16 protein-coding genes and 2 tRNA genes are annotated in these 22,563 nt (G+C 38.4%); 6 read left to right on the top strand and 12 right to left on the bottom strand.

What is annotated here, in order from left to right; all coding sequences use genetic code 11:
- Positions 1 to 2: 2 nt before the first annotated feature.
- The 6 genes from H3V01_RS07120 to atoD all read right to left on the bottom strand — a co-directional run bounded on the left by H3V01_RS07120 (position 3) and on the right by atoD (position 7,329).
- Entirely contained in the window at positions 3 to 1,397 is a 1,395-nt protein-coding gene (locus tag H3V01_RS07120; RefSeq protein ID WP_198186354.1) for a sigma 54-interacting transcriptional regulator, read from the bottom strand.
- Positions 1,398 to 1,417: 20 nt separating this feature from the next.
- On the bottom strand, positions 1,418 to 3,238 hold the full coding sequence (gene atoS / locus H3V01_RS07115) for a two-component system sensor histidine kinase AtoS (protein WP_198186353.1): 1,821 nt from the start codon (positions 3,236 to 3,238) through the stop codon (positions 1,418 to 1,420).
- Between the two features lie 212 nt (positions 3,239 to 3,450).
- Positions 3,451 to 4,632: an acetyl-CoA C-acetyltransferase gene (locus H3V01_RS07110; protein ID WP_198186352.1), complete on the bottom strand. Its 1,182-nt coding sequence runs from the start codon at positions 4,630 to 4,632 to the stop codon at positions 3,451 to 3,453.
- Positions 4,633 to 4,651: 19 nt separating this feature from the next.
- Complete coding sequence (locus tag H3V01_RS07105; RefSeq protein WP_025331312.1) at positions 4,652 to 5,998, bottom strand: TIGR00366 family protein; 1,347 nt, start codon at positions 5,996 to 5,998, stop codon at positions 4,652 to 4,654.
- Between the two features lie 5 nt (positions 5,999 to 6,003).
- The gene (locus H3V01_RS07100) at positions 6,004 to 6,660 is read right to left on the bottom strand and encodes a 3-oxoacid CoA-transferase subunit B (RefSeq protein ID WP_025331311.1); all 657 of its coding nucleotides are present in this window, start codon (positions 6,658 to 6,660) and stop codon (positions 6,004 to 6,006) included.
- Between the two features lie 12 nt (positions 6,661 to 6,672).
- The gene (gene atoD / locus H3V01_RS07095) at positions 6,673 to 7,329 is read right to left on the bottom strand and encodes an acetate CoA-transferase subunit alpha (protein ID WP_025331310.1); all 657 of its coding nucleotides are present in this window, start codon (positions 7,327 to 7,329) and stop codon (positions 6,673 to 6,675) included.
- Between the two features lie 674 nt (positions 7,330 to 8,003).
- On the opposite strand from atoD, the gene H3V01_RS07090 reads away from it, so the two are divergent.
- The 4 genes from H3V01_RS07090 to H3V01_RS07075 all read left to right on the top strand — a co-directional run bounded on the left by H3V01_RS07090 (position 8,004) and on the right by H3V01_RS07075 (position 9,903).
- Positions 8,004 to 8,079: transfer RNA gene (locus H3V01_RS07090), tRNA-Asn, on the top strand.
- Between the two features lie 2 nt (positions 8,080 to 8,081).
- A tRNA-Lys gene (locus H3V01_RS07085) sits at positions 8,082 to 8,157 on the top strand.
- Between the two features lie 682 nt (positions 8,158 to 8,839).
- Positions 8,840 to 9,247, top strand: coding sequence for a DUF4878 domain-containing protein (locus tag H3V01_RS07080; protein WP_084553766.1), 408 nt, complete (start codon positions 8,840 to 8,842; stop codon positions 9,245 to 9,247).
- Positions 9,248 to 9,279: 32 nt separating this feature from the next.
- Positions 9,280 to 9,903 (top strand): YiiX/YebB-like N1pC/P60 family cysteine hydrolase, encoded by a 624-nt coding sequence (locus H3V01_RS07075; RefSeq protein WP_198186351.1) that lies wholly within the window; start codon positions 9,280 to 9,282, stop codon positions 9,901 to 9,903.
- A 326-nt stretch (positions 9,904 to 10,229) separates the two neighbouring features.
- On the opposite strand, the gene H3V01_RS07070 is transcribed toward H3V01_RS07075, so the two are convergent.
- The 4 genes from H3V01_RS07070 to H3V01_RS07055 form a co-directional block, all read right to left on the bottom strand.
- Positions 10,230 to 10,775: a cysteine hydrolase family protein gene (locus H3V01_RS07070; RefSeq protein WP_198186350.1), complete on the bottom strand. Its 546-nt coding sequence runs from the start codon at positions 10,773 to 10,775 to the stop codon at positions 10,230 to 10,232.
- Between the two features lie 528 nt (positions 10,776 to 11,303).
- Positions 11,304 to 14,210, bottom strand: coding sequence for a type III restriction-modification system endonuclease (locus H3V01_RS07065; RefSeq protein ID WP_198186349.1), 2,907 nt, complete (start codon positions 14,208 to 14,210; stop codon positions 11,304 to 11,306).
- A gap of 2 nt (positions 14,211 to 14,212) precedes the next feature.
- A complete protein-coding gene (locus H3V01_RS07060; RefSeq protein WP_198186348.1) occupies positions 14,213 to 16,156 on the bottom strand; it encodes a site-specific DNA-methyltransferase in 1,944 nt (647 codons plus the stop codon).
- Positions 16,157 to 16,361: 205 nt separating this feature from the next.
- A complete protein-coding gene (locus tag H3V01_RS07055; RefSeq protein WP_198186347.1) occupies positions 16,362 to 18,308 on the bottom strand; it encodes a site-specific DNA-methyltransferase in 1,947 nt (648 codons plus the stop codon).
- A 635-nt stretch (positions 18,309 to 18,943) separates the two neighbouring features.
- Between H3V01_RS07055 and H3V01_RS11270 the strand changes: the two genes are divergently transcribed.
- Together H3V01_RS11270 and H3V01_RS07050 are read left to right on the top strand one after the other, a co-directional pair.
- Positions 18,944 to 19,411 (top strand): hypothetical protein, encoded by a 468-nt coding sequence (locus tag H3V01_RS11270; RefSeq protein ID WP_370523949.1) that lies wholly within the window; start codon positions 18,944 to 18,946, stop codon positions 19,409 to 19,411.
- Positions 19,300 to 19,698 (top strand): type I restriction-modification enzyme R subunit C-terminal domain-containing protein, encoded by a 399-nt coding sequence (locus tag H3V01_RS07050; RefSeq protein WP_370570126.1) that lies wholly within the window; start codon positions 19,300 to 19,302, stop codon positions 19,696 to 19,698. The genes H3V01_RS11270 and H3V01_RS07050 overlap by 112 nt, the downstream gene beginning before the upstream one ends.
- A gap of 217 nt (positions 19,699 to 19,915) precedes the next feature.
- Here the strand turns inward: H3V01_RS07050 and H3V01_RS07045 are convergent, their stop codons facing one another.
- Complete coding sequence (locus tag H3V01_RS07045) at positions 19,916 to 21,178, bottom strand: Y-family DNA polymerase (RefSeq protein WP_198186346.1); 1,263 nt, start codon at positions 21,176 to 21,178, stop codon at positions 19,916 to 19,918.
- Complete coding sequence (locus tag H3V01_RS07040; protein WP_198186345.1) at positions 21,162 to 22,559, bottom strand: 3'-5' exonuclease family protein; 1,398 nt, start codon at positions 22,557 to 22,559, stop codon at positions 21,162 to 21,164. The genes H3V01_RS07045 and H3V01_RS07040 overlap by 17 nt, the downstream gene beginning before the upstream one ends.
- Between the last annotated feature and the right edge of the window lie 4 nt (positions 22,560 to 22,563).

Here is a 22,563-nt window from a genome sequence, read left to right as displayed (position 1 = left end):
ATTTAATTAATGGTTTCTACAATATCGTATTCCTGCATTTTATATAATAATGTTCTTTTGCTGACGCCTAGTGAGCGGGCGGTATTTTCCCGGTGTCCGTTATTTAGTCTCAATTCATTAATGATTAATTCTTTTTCATAAATTTTGACTTTTTCTTTTAAGGTAGTACCCAACTGTTCATCTTCACTAAAATCAGGATGAAAATCAGGTGTTTTTTTATGAGCAATAATTTGTGCGGGCAAATCTTGCGGATAGATAAACAGTCCGTTGGACATGACCACTGCATGTTCGATGGCATTAGACAATTCACGTACATTGCCCGGCCATGGGTATTGATTAAGTACTTCTACCGCACTAATCGAAAAATCCAGTAACTCCTTATTATTTTCATGGCAAAATTGATTGGCAAAATAGCGCGCCAGCAGCATGACATCATTTTTTCGGTCGCGTAAGGGTGGTAAGCTTAATTCCATTACGTTCAGTCTGTAGAATAAATCTTCTCGGAATTCACCAGTGCTGATCATATCCTGAAGGCTGCGATTGGTAGCGGCAATCAGCCTGAAATCAGTTTTAATTAATCTGCTGCCACCGATTGGTTCGAATTCTCTTTCCTGGATTACCCGCAGAAGCTTAACCTGTAGATTGGTTGACATTTCAGCTACTTCATCCAGAAAAAGTGTCCCTTGGTGTGCACGCTCAAATAAACCAATCTGGCGTTGATAAGCGCCGGTAAATGATCCTTTTTCATGTCCGAACAAAGTACTTTCCAGCAAGGTTTCCGGTAATGCACCGCAGTTTACTTTGATAAACGGCCCGGTTGAGCGGGTACTGTAATAATGAATGGTTTTGGCGACTAATTCTTTACCCGTACCGCTTTCACCAGTAATCAATACGGTGGTTTTGGTTTGTGAAATTTTGGCAATATTGCGGCACAGTTCCATCATATTCGGGCTGTTAGTCAGAATATGACCCTTATTATCCGAGCTGAATAATTCTATTTTTGGCGATAAATCCATTCCCTCTTTTTTAGCTTTGCTCAACTCCAGGGTACGTTTTATCAGTGCTTTGAGTTCATTCAGGTCAAAGGGTTTAACAATATAATCAATTGCACCGAGTTTTAATGCTTCTACCGCCGTATCCACACCGGCATAGGCGGTCATAAGAATGATGGATATATCCGTATTGTTCTGTTTAATTATTTTCAGTGCTTCCAGCCCGCTCATCTGAGGCAGGCGATTATCCATTAAAATTAAATCAACCGGCTGCTGTTCTAAGGTTTCAATAGCGTCTTCTGCATTATCAACAGCAATAACCTGATAATGTTCCTGTGATAAAAAAATAGATAACAGTTTGCGCAGATTTAATTCATCTTCGACAATTAAGATTTTTTCTGACATAAATTCCGGATTATAGTGTATCAGTTAACGGGAAGTGCTACTTCAACCGTAACACCATTGCTGTGCTCATTATTTTTAATGCTAATTTGCCCTTTATGTGAGGAAACTATTTTCTCTACCATGGCCAGACCCAGTCCGGTACCAGAAATTTTAGTGGTAAAAAACGGCGTGAAGATTTTATCCATTATTTCGCTTTTAATGCCTTCACCATCATCCTTTATCCGGATTAATTGATACTTTTGGTTAGCAGACAATAATGTAGAGATTTCAATGTTGCCCTGATCACTGACTGCCTGAATGGCATTGATTAATAAATTCAGTATTGCCTGTTTGATTAATTCTTTATCCAGATACAATGGCGGTAACTGGCTGGCTAATGAAAGAGTCAGGACGATGTTATTTGAGCGGTGAGATGAATTAACCAGTACCAGCACTTCATTAATCAGGTCGTTTAATTGCACCGAAACATAATAATTTTTTGAGGGTACTGAGAAATCAAGTAGCTGCTGAATTACCTGATTAATCGAATCTACTTCTTTCAGAATAATATCAAGATATTCATTTTGCTCAGCACGAGGTAAATCATTTTGCAGATATTGCACGAAACCGCGTACTGCAGCCAGCGGATTGCGGATTTCATGGGCAATGCCTGCCATCAGCTCGCCCAGTGCCACCAGACGTTCGGTTTGCTGGATTAACTTTTCTACTTCTTCCCGTTCGGTGATATCTTTAAAAATAACGACGGCACCAATAATATTGCCCTGATAATCTTTCAGATGGCTGGTGCTGGCTGAGATTCGGATAATTTGCCGGGCAACCGGGAAATCTACTTCCACACCGACATGATCGATACCATTATATAAAGTATCCAGTAAAGGACTTTGAAAATTTTTATCATCAACTATGGTTGAATATGGCCGGCCAAGGACTTGTTCCAGCTGATAGCCGGTGATTTTTTCTGCAGCCGGATTTAACATGGTAATAAAGCCATTATTATCCACAGTAATAACTGCATCCAGTGTGTTTTCCAGAATCAGCTCGTTGATGGTTTTGGTTTTTCTAAGCTTTTCGGCCAGACTGTTAATTCCGCTGACAATTTCATTCAGCTCACCGCGTATAACCGGCAGACGACTATCCAGCGAGAAGGGGAGTTTTTCCAGCCCCTGTTTGATTATATTGATATCAGTATTCAGTTTTTTGGATAAAACAGAAGCAATACAAATACAGCTCAGCATACAGATCAGGCTAATAATAATGACATTTTTATCAAATACAAACGCCTGTTTTTCAATGTCATCCAAAGTTTCATTAGCCCAGATATAGCCGATTATCTGATTATTGCGCACAATGGGAATCATGGCATTCATGATATTGCCGCGGACTTGCTGGCCGGTTTCAATCATATGCCGGCCGCTGGTCATAACTTCACGCCCTTTATGCTCAGCCGGAATAGATTTACCAACATTCACACCATAGGCTGACTGCGGGGCATACAACACAATGGCATCTAATTGTTTATGATAATAACCGGCTGCAATATTCGGCATATCTTTCAGCAGCGGTTCAATTTTAGGAGAGAGATACTGATTAAGCTGGGTAATTTGTTGTGTTCGGGGCAGGCTTTTATCCACCTGCTGGTAAGCATCACCTAAAAGCAAATCCAGAGTTTTGGTAATAGCATAAAGTTTATGGCTTTTTTCCTGTTTGAGAAGTTCGCGCCCTTCTTTATCAATTAGAACGGCACAGACAAAAATTGAAAAACAGGATAGGAAGGTCACCAGTAAAAAAATACGGGCACTGATTCGGTCCGGATATAGGCGCTGAAGGAAGCTGGTGTTCATAAGTGCTCAAATATCCATAATTATCAATAAAATATTTTTAATATCCGGCTGGTACACAGCCAAAATATTTATCTGAATTAATTTTAAATTATCAGATGAATTATGCAAATTAACAAGTCAGGCGATATCGGATAAATTCATTACCACCTGACTGATTAACCTAATCATATGTCTGTTAACCAGACATAACTCTTAGTTTGACCGGATTATCATTAACAGCGTTCCAGAATAACAGCCGTACCTTGTCCGCCGCCAATGCATAATGTTGCCAGTCCCAGCTGTTTATCACGATGAAGCATGGAATAAAGCAGGGTAACCAGAATACGCGCACCGCTGGCACCAATAGGATGACCCAGGGCAATGGCACCACCATGAATATTGGTTTTATCCATGTCAAAATTCAGCTCGCGTCCGACACCGAGGAATTGGGCAGCAAAAGCTTCATTTGCTTCGATTAAATCGATATCAGACAGCTGCAGTGCTGCTTTTTGTAAAGCCAGCCGGGTTGCCGGTACCGGACCCATTCCCATTATGCTCGGATCTACGCCGCCAGAAGCATAGCTGCGAATATATGCCAGTGGTTTTAAGCCTAATTCTTTTGCTCTGGTTTCTGACATCAGCACAAGAGCAGCAGCACCGTCATTAATACCGGAAGAATTACCCGCAGTTACTGTACCGTCTTTTTTAAACGCCGGTCTGAGTTTTGCCAGACCTTCCGCAGTGCTGTCTGCTTTGGGATATTCATCCTGTTTGAAGATAATATCGCCCTTGCGTGAGCTGATGGTGACCGGAACAATTTCTGCTTCAAAGTCACCTTTGTTATTAGCTTCCGTAGCCAGCTTTTGAGAACGCAGTGCCAGTTCGTCCTGTTCCTCACGGCTGATAGAATACTGTTCAGCAATATTTTCTGCGGTAATTCCCATATGGTAATGATTGGTAGCACAGGTTAATCCATCATTCACCATGGTATCGTACAGTTCGGTATTACCCATTTTCAGTCCCCAGCGGGCTTTACTGCCAAGCAGATAGGGTGCCTGAGACATATTTTCCATACCGCCGGCGACAACAATATCATTGTCACCGGTTAAAATACTTTGTGTGGCCAGTACGATTGATTTAAGTCCGCTGCCGCATACCTTATTTACAGTAAAAGCCGGTACGCTGCTGGGAATACCTGCATTCAGTGCAGCCTGCCGGGCAGGATTCTGTCCCAGTCCGGCCTGAAGCACATTACCCATAATCACTTCATTTACCGCACCGGCATCCAGTGCAGCACGTTTTAAAGCTTCGTCAATAACAACTTTCCCCAAATTAATGGCACTGACAGAGGCAAGTGAACCATTAAAACTGCCGATGGCGGTGCGTGCAGCACTGACGATTACGGTTTTTGTCATAATAAACTCCCTTTTTTAACTAGAAAAAGTACAGACCAATCAGGAATATCGGCGTAGTGAATATCAGCGCTGTCATACAATATCCCATAATGTCACGCACCCCGAGACCGGCAATAGCCAGTGCAGGTAATGCCCAGAATGGTTGCAGCATATTCATCCATTGTTCGCCGTAGGCAATTGCCATCGTAGATTTACCTAAATCAGCACCCAGAGCCTGTGCGGCAGGAATCACGAACGGGCCTTGAATAACCCAGTGGCCGCCACCTGACGGTACGGCAAAATTAATAATGCCGGAGCTGAAGAACGTCCAGATAGGGAAGGTATCCTTGCTGGCAATATTGATGAAAAATTCAGTGATAAGACCACCCAGACCGGAATGTTCCATCATCAGCTGAATACCCGCATAAAACGGAAACTGAATGATAATACCGGCTGTGCTTCTGGCTGCATTGGAGACAGCACGCATGTACGCCATAGGTGTACGGTGTAACAAAACACCGGCAGTCAGGAATATCAGGTTAACGGTATTAATGGTGATATTAAAACCATTATGATAGAAGTAAATCAGCAGATAACTGATACCCAGAGCACCTACTAGCAAAGAAAGCAGCTTACTTTCTTCCATTTTTTCAGCTATGGTAGCTGTTTTCCGGTCAAGCTTACGCTGAAAATCAGGTTCTGGAGCCAGCAGCTCAGGATTAACCACATTCACTTTACCGTCAGTTCTGACCATAAACCGCACCAGAAGAGGTAAACAGATAATCAGCATAGAAGTAATAAAAATATTACTGGCTGAAAACATGGTCTGAGAAATCGGCACAATACCCTGCGGATTAGCGTCACTAATCATAAAGTGTGCAACAGGATTCCCCGGAGTTGCCGCCATTAAAGGCATTGATCCGGACAAACCGCCACCCCATGTCATAAAAGCAATATAAGCACAGGCGATCAGTAAGCCATAATCCACATTCTTAACCTGTCTGGCCACTTCCTTTGCCAGCATGGCACCTACAACCAGACCAAACCCCCAGTTTAAAATACAGGCAATGCAGCCGACAAAAGTAACCAGCATGGCTGCTTGTGTAGGAGTTTTAGCCAGAGAGGCAATAGATACCAGAACAGATTTCACCGGAGGTGAGCTGGCTAAGGCATGGCCGGTAACCACAATTAAGGCCATCTGCATACCAAAGGCCAGCAAATTCCAGAAGCCGTCCCCCCACATTTTTATCAGACCCAGAGGCTGTGAATCAGTTAATCCCCAGGCCATGAAAAAAATGATAAAAGTAAGCAGTAAAGCAAATATCAGCGGGTCAGGCAGATATTTACTGACCAGATTAGTCGTATGTCTGGATAAACGTGAAATCATAAAACTTATGCCCCTGTAGCAATGGACATCGTTTTCAGATTATCCGCAACAATAAACTCTGCTGTGGTATGCGCTTTTACAGTATCAACATCCACACCCTCAGCGGTTTCAATCAGATACATTTGACCGTTTATAAATTCAAATACAGCCAGCTCAGTAATAACCATGCTGACTTTACCTTTCGCAGTAAGCGGTAAAGTGCATTCCGGTAATATTTTCGGTTCCCCGGTTTTAGTACAGTGTTCCATGGCAATAATTACCTTTTTCGCACCTGTAACCAGATCCATAGCACCGCCCATACCCGGCACCATTTTGCCCGGTACCATCCAGTTAGCCAGATTGGCATGCTGGTCAACTTCCAGTCCGCCAAGCACACAGGCATCGACATGACCGCCGCGAATCAGCATAAAAGAAAATGCACTGTCAAACATCGCCGCACCGGGAACAATGCCGCAAGGCTGACCGCCTGCATTAACAATATTAGGTTCATCAACTGTTTTAGGCCCCAGCCCCAGAAAGCCATTTTCTGATTGCAGTGTAATATTGATACCTTCAGGCAAATAATTCACCACCTGAGTTGGTAAACCAATCCCCAGATTAACAACATCCCCGTTACGTAATTCCTGAGCAACACGGCGAGCAATTAATTCTTTTTTATCCATTGTCTTTATTCCTTAATCGTTAGTGCTAACCATAAAATCAACTAATGCTGCCGGTGTCATCACCGCATCAGGATGTATCTGGCCGACTTCTACCAGTTCATCAGCCTGAGCAATCACCGTGTCAGCAGCGGTAGCAATCAGCGGATTAAAATTACGTGCAGCATACTGATAGACCAGATTACCGTTGTAATCAGCCTTATGCGCATGAATGATGGCTAAATCAGCACGGATTGGCAGCTCAAGTAAATACTCACGATTATTAACTGATAAAACTTTCTTGCCTTCAGCAACAATCGTACCCACTCCGGTAGGTGTTAAAACTCCGCCCAGTCCGGCACCGCCGCAGCGAATCCGTTCAGCCAGCGTACCCTGCGGTACCAGCTCAACTTCCATCTCACCGGCAATCATTCTTCTGCCTGTTTCACGATTGGTGCCAATATGGGAAGTAATCACTTTTCTGACCTGATTATTGTTAATCAGCGGTCCGACACCAGTGTCTACAAAAGCTGTATCATTTCCGATAAGTGTTATATCCTTAATACCCGATTCCAGAATTGCATTCACAATCTTTGACGGCGTACCACACCCCATAAAACCGCCAAACATAATCGTCATACCGTCTTTAAGAAAATCCCGGATTTTATCGGTAGTGATTAATTTTGTTTGCATCAACGGCTCCTTGTTACACGTTAAAAATTCATCTATGCTTAAAAGCAAGCCACTTTGCTATTGCAATTTGTATACCAGGTTGGAATAATGAAAATAAAATAATAAAATATTGATTTGTAAAAATAAATTTTATATGACAAAAGGGTTTTGAATAAACTTGGCGCAGAAAATTGCACTTGCGTGCAAAAAAAAATTGCACGATTAAATATTTATTATTTATTTGACATTAATGATAAGTAAGAAATTACATTGATTTTAGTTACACCAGCAGACAAGAAAAAAAGTATCAGAATAATCTAGGAGAATAATTAATATTATAATTTATTGGATAAATAATTCTATATTGATAAAAATACTTCAGTTTATTTTTATCATAAATTCTTCAGGAAAATTCCGATGAAGTAATTTGTATAAGGAAAAAACTATATAGTATCTGCTTGGCGTGAATAAACCATAATATATTTTATCAATTTTCAGGTCTGAACTAAGAAGCGCAGAACCTGAATACGTTCATTAGGGTATAAAAGCAAATAGAATTTAAGCTATACAACCATATCTGCAATTAAATATATAGAACTACCAATGATTTGTATTTATTAGGCAGTTTTTGAGGCTTAAAATGGCTAAAAAGGCTTGACGAGTTTAATATCGCCCCCTATAATGCGCTCTTCCTTTCCCTGATAGCTCAGTCGGTAGAGCGACGGACTGTTAATCCGCAGGTCCCAGGTTCGAGCCCTGGTCGGGGAGCCAAAGGGTCGTTAGCTCAGTCGGTAGAGCAGCGGACTTTTAATCCGTTGGTCGAGCGTTCGAATCGCTCACGACCCACCAATATCCTCTCCATTTCTTTATTATATTGCTAAGTTATTTAGCTCAGCTTGTTCAGCATAATAGCATTTCTTTAAATCTTCTTGTTATTTATCTGTCTAAATTTATTGCTATTTATCTAATTCTTTCAAATTAACATCAATATATCTTTATACCTGCTACGAGGATGATTAGTTTGTTATTCCGATGAAGCTCTGGTGTAATATTTGTTGTATTAGATTAGTCAACTGGTTTATCTAGCCAAATCATTCACATAAAATTTTCTTCAAACTTTAAATTATTGATAAACCATTTCTTTGGAGATAAATTTAAATGTATGGTAGTAAAATCTCTGATTTATTTAATTTGAAACAGCTAGCCTTATTTATTCTTAATGGTACCGCACACAATCCTAGTTAGCTCTCTGACAATCAGGTTATATTATCTTAATTTATAGCAATTGATGTACTTTTTCATCATTTTCCTAAAATAGTTTTGATAAAAAAATGGTTTGATAAGTATATTTGTAAGTAATAATTATTCTTGGTAACCAATTTTCTGATTAAATCATTGGCAAAATTTATGTATCAGAACAGATAAAAAAATTATGAAATTCATTATGTAAAGATATTTGTTGATTAATTAATAAAAATTGGTTTATATTTAATAAAATTATTATTTATTAACAAATTGACAGGAAAGTTATATGAAGAAAATTGTTAGTTTATTGATAGGGTTATTTATTACCTTAGCAATTGCTGCATGCGGTGGTAATTCTTCACCAGAAGCTGCTGCAAAAGCATTTACTAAAGCTGTATATAGTGGTGACAGCCAAAAAGTAATTTCCATGATTTATCTTAGTGAACAAGATAAAAAAGAAGCAGGAGTACAGGATATATTATCTGGAAAAATTAAATTGATTGTTTCGCATGCCAAAGAAGCTGCTGATAAAAATGGCGGGTTGAAAAATATATCCATTGAGGATGTCAAATATGACGATGATAAAAAATCAGCACATGTTCAAATAGGTGTAACTTTCAAAAATACAGAACAAATAAAAAAGGAAAATGTATATTTAATTAAAACAGATGATGGCTGGAAGGTAAAAGGTTAACCGATGAAGACCTGCTTAAAGCAGGTTTTATTATGTATAGATATTTAATATATTTTTTAATGATTTGCCTGATTCTGCTGACCGGTGGTTCTACTTCATTTATTTATGAAAGACATCCTCCTTCATATCCACGCTTGATCCGGGATTTACCCTTACTCGAAGTTGGTGACTGGGTTGTGCGTTTAGGTACTACGAATGACAGTCGATGGATTCGTTATTTGGGAAAAAGTGAGTATTCACACATTGGGATGATTGTGCAATTGCAGCCTAAGGTTTTAGTTATCCATGCTACAACAGATGACGGAGAATCAGTATCAAATCAGGTGATGATTTCCGAATTAGAACATTTTTTTAGTCCGGTATTGGCTCAGAAAGGTGCGGTTATAAGACCTTTATTTTTGAATAAGCAAGAAAAGCAACGGATTGCTGCACAAGTTTTGAACCAGCGCGGAAAACCTTTTGTCTTAGATAACAAAAACGAATCTCATTTATATTGCACAACATTACTATTTGACTCAATTGCTCAATTTCATCCGTCATTTAAACCTGAATGGAATTATATATCGGTGCCGTTTTTTGAGGGTGAATATCTGTTTCCTCAGGCATTTGTTAATTATCCCGATACCAAAGTAATTTATCAGATTAAGAATAACTGAAATTTGGGTTGATATATTATTGTTTAATATAAAATATATTTCTATTATATAGCATTAAAGATTTAAATCAGATTTTTTAACATGAATATGTATGTTTAGTAATCTGTATAGCTATACAGATTACTGCTGTTATTCCTTTCAGAATATTCATCCAAAAATTTTGATTATGGTTTGACTATAGATTATATGCTTAAAATGGTAAATATATTTAAAAGACATAATAATACTGTCGAAATTAAGACTTTGTGAATAAAGTTAGTTCTGATTTATTTTTATACATTTTGTGATTTCAGGACAGATTAATCAGAAGCAGGGGAGGTAAATGCTCAGATTATGGTAGCTCCTAAAGTATTCTGAAAGTGCTTTAATGCCCAGGAATGTCCTACCGGGTCAAAGCTGGCAACAGCATGCTGATGAACGACAATCTGATAATTAAGGTTATATGCATCAACTGCTGTATGTAATACGCAGATATCAGTACATACGCCGGTTAAATGTATTTCGGTAATATTTCTTTCACGCAGACGTAAATCCAGGTCTGTTCCGCTGAATGCAGAGTAGTGGCGTTTATTCATCCAGTAAACTTGAGGATTGGTTTGATTGGCTGTATACAACTGGTTTAATGAACCATAGAGATTCTGACCATTGGTACCTATGATATTATGCGGCGGAAATAATTTATTTTCTGGATGGTACTTATCATCAGGCTCGTGCGCATCAATTGCAAATACGACAAAATCTTTCTGCTTTATAAACGTTCTGGTCAGATTTACCATTTCGTTTTCTATGGCTTGTCCTGCCTGACCGGTTGTCAGTGCTCCGTCTGTGGCAATAAAGTCGTTGGTATAGTCGATTGAAATAAGTGCTTTCATATGTCTATTATCAAATTGTTATTGTTGTCTGAGCTCTGTGAATTATAAATCATAAGTTAAACTGATTTTATTTTATTGTGTCTATTGGTATTGTATAATTTTACTTCTTGGCCAAGGTTAAATTCGCGAGTTCGAATTCAGTTTTTCGTTTTAACTCTTCTTCCAAAGACTTTCATTAAAGTACATAACTTTTGAAATTACAGTATTAACTGTAAATTTATCTTCCGTTAAAGACCATTATCATTCGCTTAAAGTAAGTACATTTAAGTCCACCGATAAATTTATCGGCAAGTGGTGATAAGACCAACGCTACATTGATCCTAGACAGCAGTATAACTGGGTATTTTACCTTCTTTCCTATTTCGTCGTTGTTTTAGGTCGGGTGAGTATTTAGTGATTACATCGTGCAGTTTCTTTAAGTTATAGAAGTTTGTGCGGTTTACGTTTCTATCCCTTGCTTTTTTAATTAGGGATACTGGTCATATCCCATTCTGAAGTTGCGTGGGGTACAGATAAAAGCTTCTTCACCTAAATATTTCGAATCAAATTATAAATAGTATCATTAGCAAATTGTGTCTTAAACTCAACTTTAATAGATTTACTTATTTGACTGAATAGTGCTTGTGCATGTTTTATCTTACGTTCTTCTTCAAGTCTTAAACTATCCTTTCCATCTACATTTTTTGTTTCGATAATAAAGTTTAAATAATCACCTTTTGTTGTTTTGACAACATATGCAAAGTCTGGGGAGTACGTGTATCCACCTGCTACAGGGATCTTAATGGAGTTCTTAGGTATTTTTGTAAAAACAGCTACAGACTGAATCTCTCCATCTGTTATGTTGAGCCTTTCAAGCTCTGAGTCATAAAAGACTTCTTCAAAAAGATAAGAATCCAACGGTGGTTTTATGTTGTCATTCAATATACCAAGATCACTTGATAATATCTCACTCACAGGCACACCGTCTGCATTAGTGAATTTTGTAGGATGAATTGAACCTGAAATCACATTATATCCAAGGCTGAATTTGTTAAATGAATTGTTCAGCAAATATTTGCTAAAACCAGATTTAATTTTTCTGATTGTTTGAATGTTCAGGTAGTCAGTGATATTGATAATGTCTTTTATTTCACAAAACACCTTATGCAAGGTATCGTGTTTAGCAAAAATAGTTTGTGATAAGTTATCAAGAAATTCCCGATAGCTCATTGTGTTGAGTTTAGCAAAGTTATCATCGTCACTGACGATACTTTTCGACATTGCCGTATCATTATGAATATAAATTCTATCAATGCGAGTATGAACACCTGATTTAGTAAATCTTTCTGTTTCTTCGAGCATGAATGACTTAAAAATGGATAAGAATTCGTTTTCGCTATTTATTTTATACTCAATCACTGCTTTTTGATTGATCAAATCCCATAGTTCTTTCAGCTCACTGAACTTGCCAATACGCATTTTAGTGCGTCTTTTTCCATCGGTGGCTTTTTTGATTTTGCCTGGTTTCAATCCGGCAGGGAATGCAGCCGGATATTTGGCTTTTAAGTGACTATAGGCATCCGAATCTTTGAAGTTGTCATTATCATCAATGATCTCGCCATCAAAAATTTCATTCATGAGTGTTCTGGATGAAAGCTCAGGATACTGAGATAGGATTTTATCCTTAAGCTCCTGAGTAAACTTACTCGGAACGGTTTCTTTGAAAGAGCTATCATTGACCTCTTTTACAAGAGAATCGACAAAATCTTTTTCTGTAAAATCAACATAATAGTTGAGAGTAAAATTGCGGTCCTTCACACGGCACATGTATTCATTCACAGGAAGACGTAAACCACGCCCTACCTCTTGAAGTTTAGATGTGGTGCTACCACTCGAACGGAGCTTACAAATCTGAAAGACATTTGGGTTATCCCATCCCTCACGCAACGTCCATTTAGAGAAAATGAAGCGGCGAGGATTTTCTAAAGACAATAGAAGCTCTTTGTCATGAAGGATTTCATTGATTTCCTGCTCAATTTTTTCATCTTTATCATTATTGTCTTTTGAAAAATAACCACCATGAACAGAAGATATATCCTTAACAGTTTTTTCAAGGTAGTTTCTATAAAACTCATCTTTCTCTATTTTTAACAATTCATTAGCTTCTGCCAAAACATATTCTTCGAACTTATTTTTCAGGCTTCCGGCAATATCATTACCATCACGATAGCCTTCAATATCATCAATGAAGAAAAGAGTAAGAGGCTTTATGCGTGGCCTTTGTGTCAGATACTCTTTCTCTAATTTAAAGTGTTCTTTGACAGCTTTACGCATCATGTTATCCGCAAGTGTCTGAGCGTAAGAATAGGGGTTTATCGAGTTACCAATTTTTAGCTCAATACCATTACTTAACACTGCTGTAGTCTTGTTTAAAGCATCAAGAGTTAAATCATGGATCGCACTATGCGTCTTAGATAGTGATTCACCTTTGGCTAATTTAAACGTTTTTTTATTGCTATTTTCATTCAGTTCAAATGTAGCTTCTTTTCCGTCAGATTTGACGAACTTGAGATTGGCATTACCCTCACCGACAATATCTTCAATGTATGCATCAATACCTTTAACAAGATCTTCATTGAATGCATCCACGGCTGTAAGACGATAAACTAAGTTCTTATAGCCTTCACTAAAAGTTGCGCCATAGCGGATGATATATTGTGCATTAAATTTTTCAATATTTTCCCATGTCTTTTTAGCCGTAGGAAATTTATGAGGCTCATCAATGATAATGAATGGTTTTATCGCACTAAGTGCAGAAAATGGAGTATCAAAAAGGTTATCAAACAAGCTAACATCATAAGTATCAGTTAAAGACTTAGAGTTAATCATCCCTGAGTTGATCACAAGAACGTGTATGTATTTCTTATTAAAATTACTTGCTTCAACAAAATCATGGATAGCTTGAGGCATGTATGATTTTGCATTTTTACCTGAATTTTTCTGACTTTCAACAACGTAAGTCTTTAGTTCACGCTCATAATCATCTCGAAAGTGTTCTTTTAAAGCATCACTTTTTAAAAAGTTTACTGTTCCGGCTTTGATTGATAAGGTAGGAACAATGATGATAAATTTATTAATGCCAAAGGATTTGTTCAAGTCAAAAATTGTTTTGGTGTAAGTATAAGTTTTACCTGTACCTGTTTCCATAGAAACATCAATCACATTGCTTTTAGCATCGTAATTATCTTTTGAGTGCTCAATACCATTGAACTTCTGAACTTTTTTTAAGTTGTTGTAGTATTGTTGTTCAGATAAATTCAGTTCTGGATTAGCTAACAGGCGAATAGCGACATGATCCGTCTGCTGAGGTATGGCGGATACAAAGACATTCATCACCGCATCTACGCCAGCCTTTTGATGAGGTAAATTCTTTTCGAATATGAACCCGTTAGACATGATTAGTTCCTTACCACCAAATCTAAATCAATAGATTTTTTATTCGCATAATTTTTTAGTGCTTCATTAAGTTCCATCTGTTTCGCACTTTCGAAGTTGCTGCCATAAAATACAACTTTGTTAGGGGCAAAATCTTTGTCTGAGTCCAGCTTTTGAAGTAAAGCTCTCAGTGCTTCACTGGTGAAATTAGGCGCAATCAGATACAGACGACCATCGCACAAGTGCGCTTTATAACCATTAAGATCAACATCTTCAATAGGTGTTGTCAACAAACTGCCATCATACAGGCACCATGTAGTCAGTAGGGTGTCGTACTGTGATTGAGTTAATACAACATCATCAAAGAAGGTATGGTTCGATAACGTAAGTTCTGACTCATCTTTTGTACGAAAATCATTGACTGTTTCAAATATTTTAAACCCTATATCACCACTATAATCAGGATTTTTAGTAAGAATGCTCTTAGAGGCTTTTTTTATCCGTGATTTAGTAATTTCAAATATATTTTTATATCCAGATTTATATGCCTCGCTTCCACCATCACATTCTTCATCTAATTGAACTGAAATGTAATTGATCATTTTTCCAGTTATTAGATTATGCTCTAATACTGCATGTGCAGTTGAGCCAGAACCTGAAAAAAAATCTAATACTAGATCATTATTATTTACAATAATTGTTAGAATGGCATTTATCAATCCAATGGGTTTTGGATTAGGGAATACCTCTTTATTAAAGCCTAGAGTGACTAAGTCTTCAGTTCCTCTCTCGCTATTTGCAAATTTATGCGTCCACGAACTTGTTGGTTTTACTCTTTTATCTTCTGTTAAATAATCTTTAACAGCTATAGTCCATTTTGAACGGACAGACATATAACGAGGCTCTAGTAGATGACTTTTTTCTCTTGCTGAATCTAAATTCCATCGCCATCTTCCATCAGATCCATCCTCACGTGTTGGTTTTATTGAAATATACCCATCTTTTTTTTCTTCTTTATATGTTGGGTAAAAATCCTTTGTTGCCTCATTATACATAAAATAATAGAATAAATTTGGTCGATCATCTCTCCTATCATTGCTTCCAGTTTTTCTTAAATCAATATACCTAAATTTATTTTCACCGTCCGTGTTATTATATCTTTTAGTTACGTTTTCCTCTGGTTCCCACCCAAAAAAATCAATTTTTTCTTTTTTATAGCACAAGATATATTCATGAGAGCGAGCAATGTATTTGTCATCTGAACGCCCTTTCGGGTTATTGATGTTAGCTATATTTGAAATGAAGTTCATTTCACCAAATATCTCATCACATAAAATTTTTAATTGTGATTGTTCGTTATCATCAATCGAAATAAAGATAACGCCATCTTCGCGGAGAAGCTCACGAGCAATATAAAGACGGGGGTAAATGAATGTCAGCCATGCACTATGACTACTTGAACCTTTGACAGTAAAATCGAGGATACGTGTAGCTTCATCAAGATCGATACCAGCCAGTTCAGAAAGCTGTTCAGGTGTAAACTTGCGATCATCGTTATAGGCAAACCCATCAGAGCCTGTGTTATATGGCGGGTCAATATAAATCATTTTCACCTTTTCAGCATACGCATTAACCATATGCTTTAATACTTCGAGGTTATCCCCTTTGATTAACAGATTCTGACTGTTTTTGTTCTCTTCACGTTGGTTATGGTCTTTATCTTCGGTTAGCAACGTTTTTGGCGGTAGGTTAGCCAACAGACGGGCATAGGATTTGCCAAGCCAGTTTAAACTGTATGACTCTTTGGAGAGTTCAACATCCGATGATTTGACGATCTCAAGAAATTTTTCTTGAATGAAAGCCCCGTTTTTATCAAAGCATTGAGGGAAGTTAGCTTTTAAAACAGCAAGTTGTTTACTATTTGCTGTTTCAACTTCTGAAAAAAGTGTTTCTGTATGAGTGTTCATGTATTACCTAATTATTTTATTTCTTAGCCATACATACTTGATGAAAATAAATGATAAGTTGAAGTTATGGTTTTAAGCTGGTTGGAAAATTAATTCTATTTAAACCATAAACAGTTAATATGGCTTGGCAATCATCACAATACCGCATCAACGCCAGCCTTTTGATAAGGTAAATTCTTTTCGAATGTGAACCCTTTAGACATTATTAGTTCCTCACCACCAAATCTAAATCAATAGATTTTTTATTCGCATAATTTTTTAGTGCTTCATTAAGTTCCATCTGTTTCGCACTTTCGAAGTTGCTGCCATAAAATACAACTTTGTTAGGGGAAAAGTCTTTGTCTGTGTCTAACTTTTGAAGTAATGCTTTCAGGGCTTCACTGGTAAAATTAGGCGCAATCAGATATAAGCGACTATCACATAGGTGCGCTTTATAGCCATTAAGATCAACATCTTCAATTGGTGTTGTTAATAAACTACCATCATACACACACCATGTAGTCAATAGGCTGTAATACTGTTCAGATGTTAACACTGCATCATCAAAGAAAGTATGGTTAGATAGTGTAAGTTCAGACTCATCTTTTGCTCTAAAGTCATCAGTGGTATGAATTATTTTGAAACCTATTTGGGCTATATTATTACTTGTGGCTGCTCTTTGAATAAAAACTTCCTGTATTCTTTTTTTAGTTATTTCAAAAATAGATCTATACCCAATAGAATAAGCATTCTTTGTTTTATTTATACCCTCATCTTGTTGTATGCATATAAAATTCCTGCATCCAGAATCTTTATCATTCAAATACACAACAGCTTCTGCTGTTGTTCCTGAACCGGCAAAAAAATCAAGAACCAATGAGTCCTTTTTTGTTCCGATTTTTATAAGATCAGATATGAGAGGAACAGGCTTTGGACCGTCAAATAGCTTATCTCCTAAAAGGTTTTTAAGTTCAGTTGTTGCTGTGCTCGTACTATATTCAGGTTTATACCAAATTGATTTTGGTTTTTTAGTTGGTAGATCACCAAGAGCTGGCCGCTGTTTTTTATAGATGTTTTTACCATCTTTTATATCTATTACTATCAAGTTATAAAATTCGTCATTTATTTTTTCCTTTCCCCATGACCACGAAAGTTCTTCACCTGTAGGGCTTACTGGGTAAATAACATAATCATTTTCGTGTAGAGGTGTGTCATCATCTGTTACATAAACCTTGTTTTCTGAACTGATGAATACAGGAAACCAACCTTTTGGTCTTGATTTTCTTGAAGCATCTTGACCTGTACGTTTTAATGTATCAGCTCTCTTAAATAGGCCGTATTCATCTTCATCCCATTCTTTTTCAACTTCATTTTCATCGATATCGAATTGGCCTAAATGACAAATATCTTTGTTTTTAGCATATACATATATATATTCATGTGTATCTGAAAAGCCAAAGTTATCATGGTTTCCTTTAAGATTCATGATTGTAGGAAGTTTTGCAACAAAATTAACTTGACCAAATACTTCGTCGCATAATAAGCCTAACTGTTTATCTTCATTATCATCTATGGATATGAAGATAACACCATCTTCTTTTAAAAGTTCACGAGCCACATACAAACGAGGATAAATGAATGTCAGCCATGCACTGTGGCTGCTTGAACCTTTGACAGTAAAATCTAGGATGCGTGTAGCTTCATCAATATCGATACCCGCCAACTCAGAAAGCTGTTCAGGCGTAAATTTGCGATCATCGTTATAGGCGAACCCATCAGAACCTGTGTTATATGGCGGGTCAATATAAATCATTTTCACCTTTTCAGTATAAGCATTAACCATATGCTTCAATACTTCGAGGTTATCCCCTTTGATTAACAGATTCTGACTGTTCTTGTTCTCTTCACGTTGGTTATGGTCTTTATCTTCGGTTAGCAACGTCTTTGGTGGTAGGTTAGCCAACAGACGGGCATAGGATTTGCCAAGCCAGTTTAAGCTGTATGACTCTTTAGAGAGCTCAACATCCGATGATTTGACGATCTCAAGAAATTTTTCTTGAATAAACGCCCCGTTTTTATCAAAGCATTGAGGGAAGTTAGCTTTTAAAACAGCAAGTTGTTTACTATTTGCTGTTTCAACTTCTGAAAAAAGTGTTTCTGTATGAGTGTTCATGTATTACCTGATTATTTTATTTCTTAGCCATACATACTTGATGAAAATAAATGATAAGTCGAAGTTATGGTTTTAAGCTGCTTGGAAAATTAATTCTATTTAATAAGTTTTATCTGCTCCCATTTTAGTGGACAGATTTATTAAATTATTCTGTCCATTTATTTCCGAATTGAACAGATGATAAATAATTTAAATGTAAATATTTTTTTACATAGTTATAGTACCTCAATATGCTATAAAATCATTGAATTAGCCTGTGTTATATCATCTAACTTATGTCAATAGATCTATTCTGTTTTAAGATTATTAAAGAAGTTTTAACCACCACATTATCATAACAAATGCCTTTATGACTAATGCTGCATTTCAAACCTTAAGCAGTTAATATGACTTGGCAATCATCACAATAATATTGACCACAACTATCACCATGAACAATCACTTTGCTTGGATAAGCATGTTGAGGCATTCCCATGGTTAATGTTTGGCACACCAATGAACGCTATATCTTTGTATTCATTATTAAAATAAATAACTTGTTAATACTTAGTTACTTATAAAAAGACATCATCGAAGATTAAGATGAAAGCGCCAAGAAATTTAATTTATTACTATTTAATATTTAACTGAGTTTATTGAGTAAATCTAAAAAAGCAAGTAAAAGCCAAAAGAGTGTTGTTAATTTAGTACAGGCACTCTATGAGGAAGGTACTATTAAAGAGATAAAAGAGAAAATAGCAATTATTAAAGAGGTTTTAATGGATAGTTTCTGGCAAACACCAGAACTGGATAAACTTGAGTATGTGCGTGTTGAGTTGCGTGATTTAATTAAGCATTTAAAGGACGATGCTAATGGTCAAACATTTAATGTAGATATTGAAGACTTTATTGAATATGTAGGTGAAACAGAAAGCTTATTTTCTGTGAAAACTTACAAACAACGTGTTATCGATTATTTAATTGAAAACTCCTGGAATCCCGTTATTCAAAAATACGTAATCTTGAGCCTATTACTCGTGCTGATACTGTTGAACTTGAAAATGTATTATGGAACGAACTTGGAACAAAAAGGGAATATAATAAATTTACTTCTAATACCCTAGCAGGTGGCAATGTAGCTGCCTTTATACGCTCTATTGTTGGTTTGGACAAACAAGCCGCTGAAAAACGTTTTAGTCAATTTTTATCCGATAATCAGCTTAATTCACAACAGCAAGAATATTTAAAAACCATTATAAATTATGTGAATGAAAATGGTGATATCACTACTGATGTATTGATCAATGAGTCACCTTTTGACAGCTATGACTGGCAGGAAGTGTTTGGCGATAATGTAGCCTTTATTTCAAAATATGTTAATACCTTACATTCAGTTATTGTTGCGAGATAGTATAAGATACAAATAGAACTACCTAAAAATACACTTTGTATGTAATAGTGAATTAGTTTTTTTCGTCTCGATATAACGTATCTTTCATTCTGACAAAAAATAACGGTGTATCGAATATGACATTGTTAACTGATTTAACCATCTGTAAATCCTAATCTGCACTGAAAACCTATCCTCTAAAAGACGATCTTGGTTATGGATAGTCTGTGTAAAGTATTTATATAGTTAATATTTCTGTAAATTTGGTTGTAATACAGTTGCTTAGATGAGTTCGGGTCATAAGCCAGTCGCCGGATTGCAGTTCGCTGCCAAGCCGGATGCTGCTGCGGCCGTAGCGGCTGGTAATGTTGTCCCATGCTCTCATTAGTTCAGGGCGATGATTGTGCTGGCTATGGCAGAGTAAATCTAACTGCCGGAATATGTGCACTGGTTCGATGCCACCCAGTTCAATTCCACATTTTTTATATTCGTAGCCGGGACGGTAGATGCTGTTTAACAGGTGCCGGGCAATGTGGTTAAGGGTGAGTGTATCGTTACTGGCCTGAGGCAGTTTGGTAATCCGGTAGCCGTTGTATTGTGGCAGGTCGTGGCGAAAGCGATTGGTGTAGATAAATACACCAATGATATGTGCCTGACTGTTTTGTTCGCGCAGTTTGGCTGCTCCGGCGGTAATGTGATGGCTGACGGCCGCCTGTAAACCGTCAAGATTGGTGACTATGTTGCCGAAGCTGCGGCTACGGACGATATTCTGGCGACCGGCTTCTTCTGTGATGAGTTCGCTACAGGGAATTCCCTGCATTTCCCGCTGGGTACGTTCGAGTACAACACCAAATTGTTTTCTTAAGGTTGGGGTATGGGCATTGATGAAATCCAGAGCGGTGTGAATGCCTTGGGCGGCGAGTTTGTGACCGGTTCTGCGGCCGATACCCCAGATTTCGGTAACCGGTTCGCTAGCAAGGGCTCGTTGTCTGATATTCTGATTCCAGTCTGTCCAGACAACAACGCCATTGAAGTGATGGCGGTGGCGTTTGGCCAGATGGTTACAAAACTTAGCTAGTGTACGGGTAGGGGCAATGCCGACACATGTCGGTATACCTACCCATTGTTGGATACGGGAGCGGATATTGTGGCCGAGCTGATGCAGGTTGTTCAGACCGTGCAGGCTGGCAAAGCACTCGTCGATTGAGTAGATTTCAATGGCCGGTACCAGTGAGGCGATGGTGCTCATCATGCGTCGCGACAGGTCGGCATACAGCTCGTAGTTGGACGAGAAAACGATTAGTTTGCCTTGCCGCACGAGGTGCTGAATCTGAAAGTAAGGTACGCCCATTCTGATGCCCATGTCTTTGGCTTCATTGGAGCGGGAAATGACGCAGCCATCGTTATTGCTTAGTACGATAACGGGTTGCTGCCTGAGTTCGGGGCGATAGGCTCTTTCACAGGAGCAATAGAAGTTATTGCCGTCAATCAGGGCAAACATGGGCAGGATTCAGGGCTTGCAGCAGATGTTTATGCTGACGGATGATTTGATAGATGTCGCGATCAAGCTGTCCTTGCGGCTGATTGAGCAGGGTTTGCAGTTGATCGGTATTGCTGGCACTGCCCAGATAAATCCAGTGGTGAAAGATGTGGTATTTGTGCTGTTCTTTTATATAGGCGTAACTACTAAACGGCCATGCAGCCAGTTTAATTTTCTGTAAGGCCAATGCAAGTTTGAGGTTGTGCATGTCGGCGGTAATTTTGTTGATGCAGGCACCACTGCACTGATGCAGCTGATGGCGGAAGCAGGGGCGGTTATTGCTGCCTTTTTCGATCCCTAGAATTTGCAGACACAGATCGGTGTTGCTGATGATGTTTTTAATGCTTTTCTGTGCATCGCTTTTGTTGTGAAACAGGCCGTAATAGTGCTGTTCGCGGTTAAGCTGAACGTGGCGCATGGGTACAATGCTCAGGGTATTGTATCCGTTAGTATTGGTATTCAGCCGGAAGCTGAACAGGTCTTTCTGACGGCGCAGGCGGCGGTTGAGAATGGGCTGACGCTGCTTAATCTGAGCTGATTCGGTGAGCAAGGCGTCCAGTTCGCCGCTACAGGGGATAATGTCGATTTTTCTGGCTTGCTGTGACAGGCTCATTTCTTTGCTGTTGTGCACGTCTTGACTGAAATGGCTCATCAGGCGGGTTTTAACTTGCTTGCTTTTGCCAATATACAGAGGAATGTCGTTGTCACCATAAATAAGGTACACGCCGTAATCGTCGCTGATGTTGTCCAGAACATCGCTGTGCAGGTGAGCGGGCAGGCTGGGGCGCTGCATGATGGTTTTACAGGCCTGATGCAGGATGTTCGCGGGAAAGTTGTGTCTGAGCTGCTGCCAGAAGTCGTAGATAGCCCGGGCATCGGCAAAGGCCCGGTGACGGTTTTGCATGTCGATGTTATGGCGGGCAATAATTTTGTCCAGTCCGTGATGTTTGTGTTCAGGATAAAGCAGACGCGATAGTTTAACGGTGCACAGTTGCTGCGGGTTGAATGTTCTGCCCAGACGTTTAAAAGCCGCTTTGATGAAGCCGTAATCAAAACGCACATTGTGCGCTATAAAGATTCGCTCTTTGAAGATGGCTGCCAGCCGGTCGGCAATTTCATTATCGAAATAAGGTGCTTTTTCTACCATTTTATTGCTGATGCCGGTAAGAGATTGAATAAAAGGCGGAATGCTGGTATCGGGATTAAGCAGGGTATGAAAAGTTTGTGGCTGCTGCTGTCCGGCTTCTGTGTAAATAACCGCGATTTCGGTAATACGGTCGCTGGTGGTGCGTCCGCCGGTAGTTTCGATATCGACAAAGGCAAGTTGCTGATCTGAAAACATGGTT

It is taken from the genome of Snodgrassella sp. M0351 (genome assembly GCF_016100575.1).
Taxonomy (GTDB): domain Bacteria; phylum Pseudomonadota; class Gammaproteobacteria; order Burkholderiales; family Neisseriaceae; genus Snodgrassella; species Snodgrassella alvi.
Note: the sequence above shows the minus strand (reverse complement) of the source record. Positions and strands in the feature narration are given on the sequence as shown.

Excerpts from the sequence above, each read along its gene's own strand:
- H3V01_RS07045 (WP_198186346.1), bottom strand. The coding sequence starts at position 21,178 with ATGTTTGCCCTGATTGACGGCAATAACTTCTATTGCTCCTGTGAAAGA.
- atoS (WP_198186353.1), bottom strand. The coding sequence starts at position 3,238 with ATGAACACCAGCTTCCTTCAGCGCCTATATCCGGACCGAATCAGTGCC.
- H3V01_RS07100 (WP_025331311.1), bottom strand. The coding sequence starts at position 6,660 with ATGGATAAAAAAGAATTAATTGCTCGCCGTGTTGCTCAGGAATTACGT.
- H3V01_RS07080 (WP_084553766.1), top strand. The coding sequence starts at position 8,840 with ATGAAGAAAATTGTTAGTTTATTGATAGGGTTATTTATTACCTTAGCA.
- H3V01_RS07075 (WP_198186351.1), top strand. The coding sequence starts at position 9,280 with ATGTATAGATATTTAATATATTTTTTAATGATTTGCCTGATTCTGCTG.
- H3V01_RS07055 (WP_198186347.1), bottom strand. The coding sequence starts at position 18,308 with ATGAACACTCATACAGAAACACTTTTTTCAGAAGTTGAAACAGCAAAT.
- H3V01_RS07040 (WP_198186345.1), bottom strand. The coding sequence starts at position 22,559 with ATGTTTTCAGATCAGCAACTTGCCTTTGTCGATATCGAAACTACCGGC.
- H3V01_RS07070 (WP_198186350.1), bottom strand. The coding sequence starts at position 10,775 with ATGAAAGCACTTATTTCAATCGACTATACCAACGACTTTATTGCCACA.
- H3V01_RS07065 (WP_198186349.1), bottom strand. The coding sequence starts at position 14,210 with ATGTCTAACGGGTTCATATTCGAAAAGAATTTACCTCATCAAAAGGCT.
- H3V01_RS07105 (WP_025331312.1), bottom strand. The coding sequence starts at position 5,998 with ATGATTTCACGTTTATCCAGACATACGACTAATCTGGTCAGTAAATAT.
- H3V01_RS07060 (WP_198186348.1), bottom strand. The coding sequence starts at position 16,156 with ATGAACACTCATACAGAAACACTTTTTTCAGAAGTTGAAACAGCAAAT.
- atoD (WP_025331310.1), bottom strand. The coding sequence starts at position 7,329 with ATGCAAACAAAATTAATCACTACCGATAAAATCCGGGATTTTCTTAAA.
- H3V01_RS07120 (WP_198186354.1), bottom strand. The coding sequence starts at position 1,397 with ATGTCAGAAAAAATCTTAATTGTCGAAGATGAATTAAATCTGCGCAAA.
- H3V01_RS07110 (WP_198186352.1), bottom strand. The coding sequence starts at position 4,632 with ATGACAAAAACCGTAATCGTCAGTGCTGCACGCACCGCCATCGGCAGT.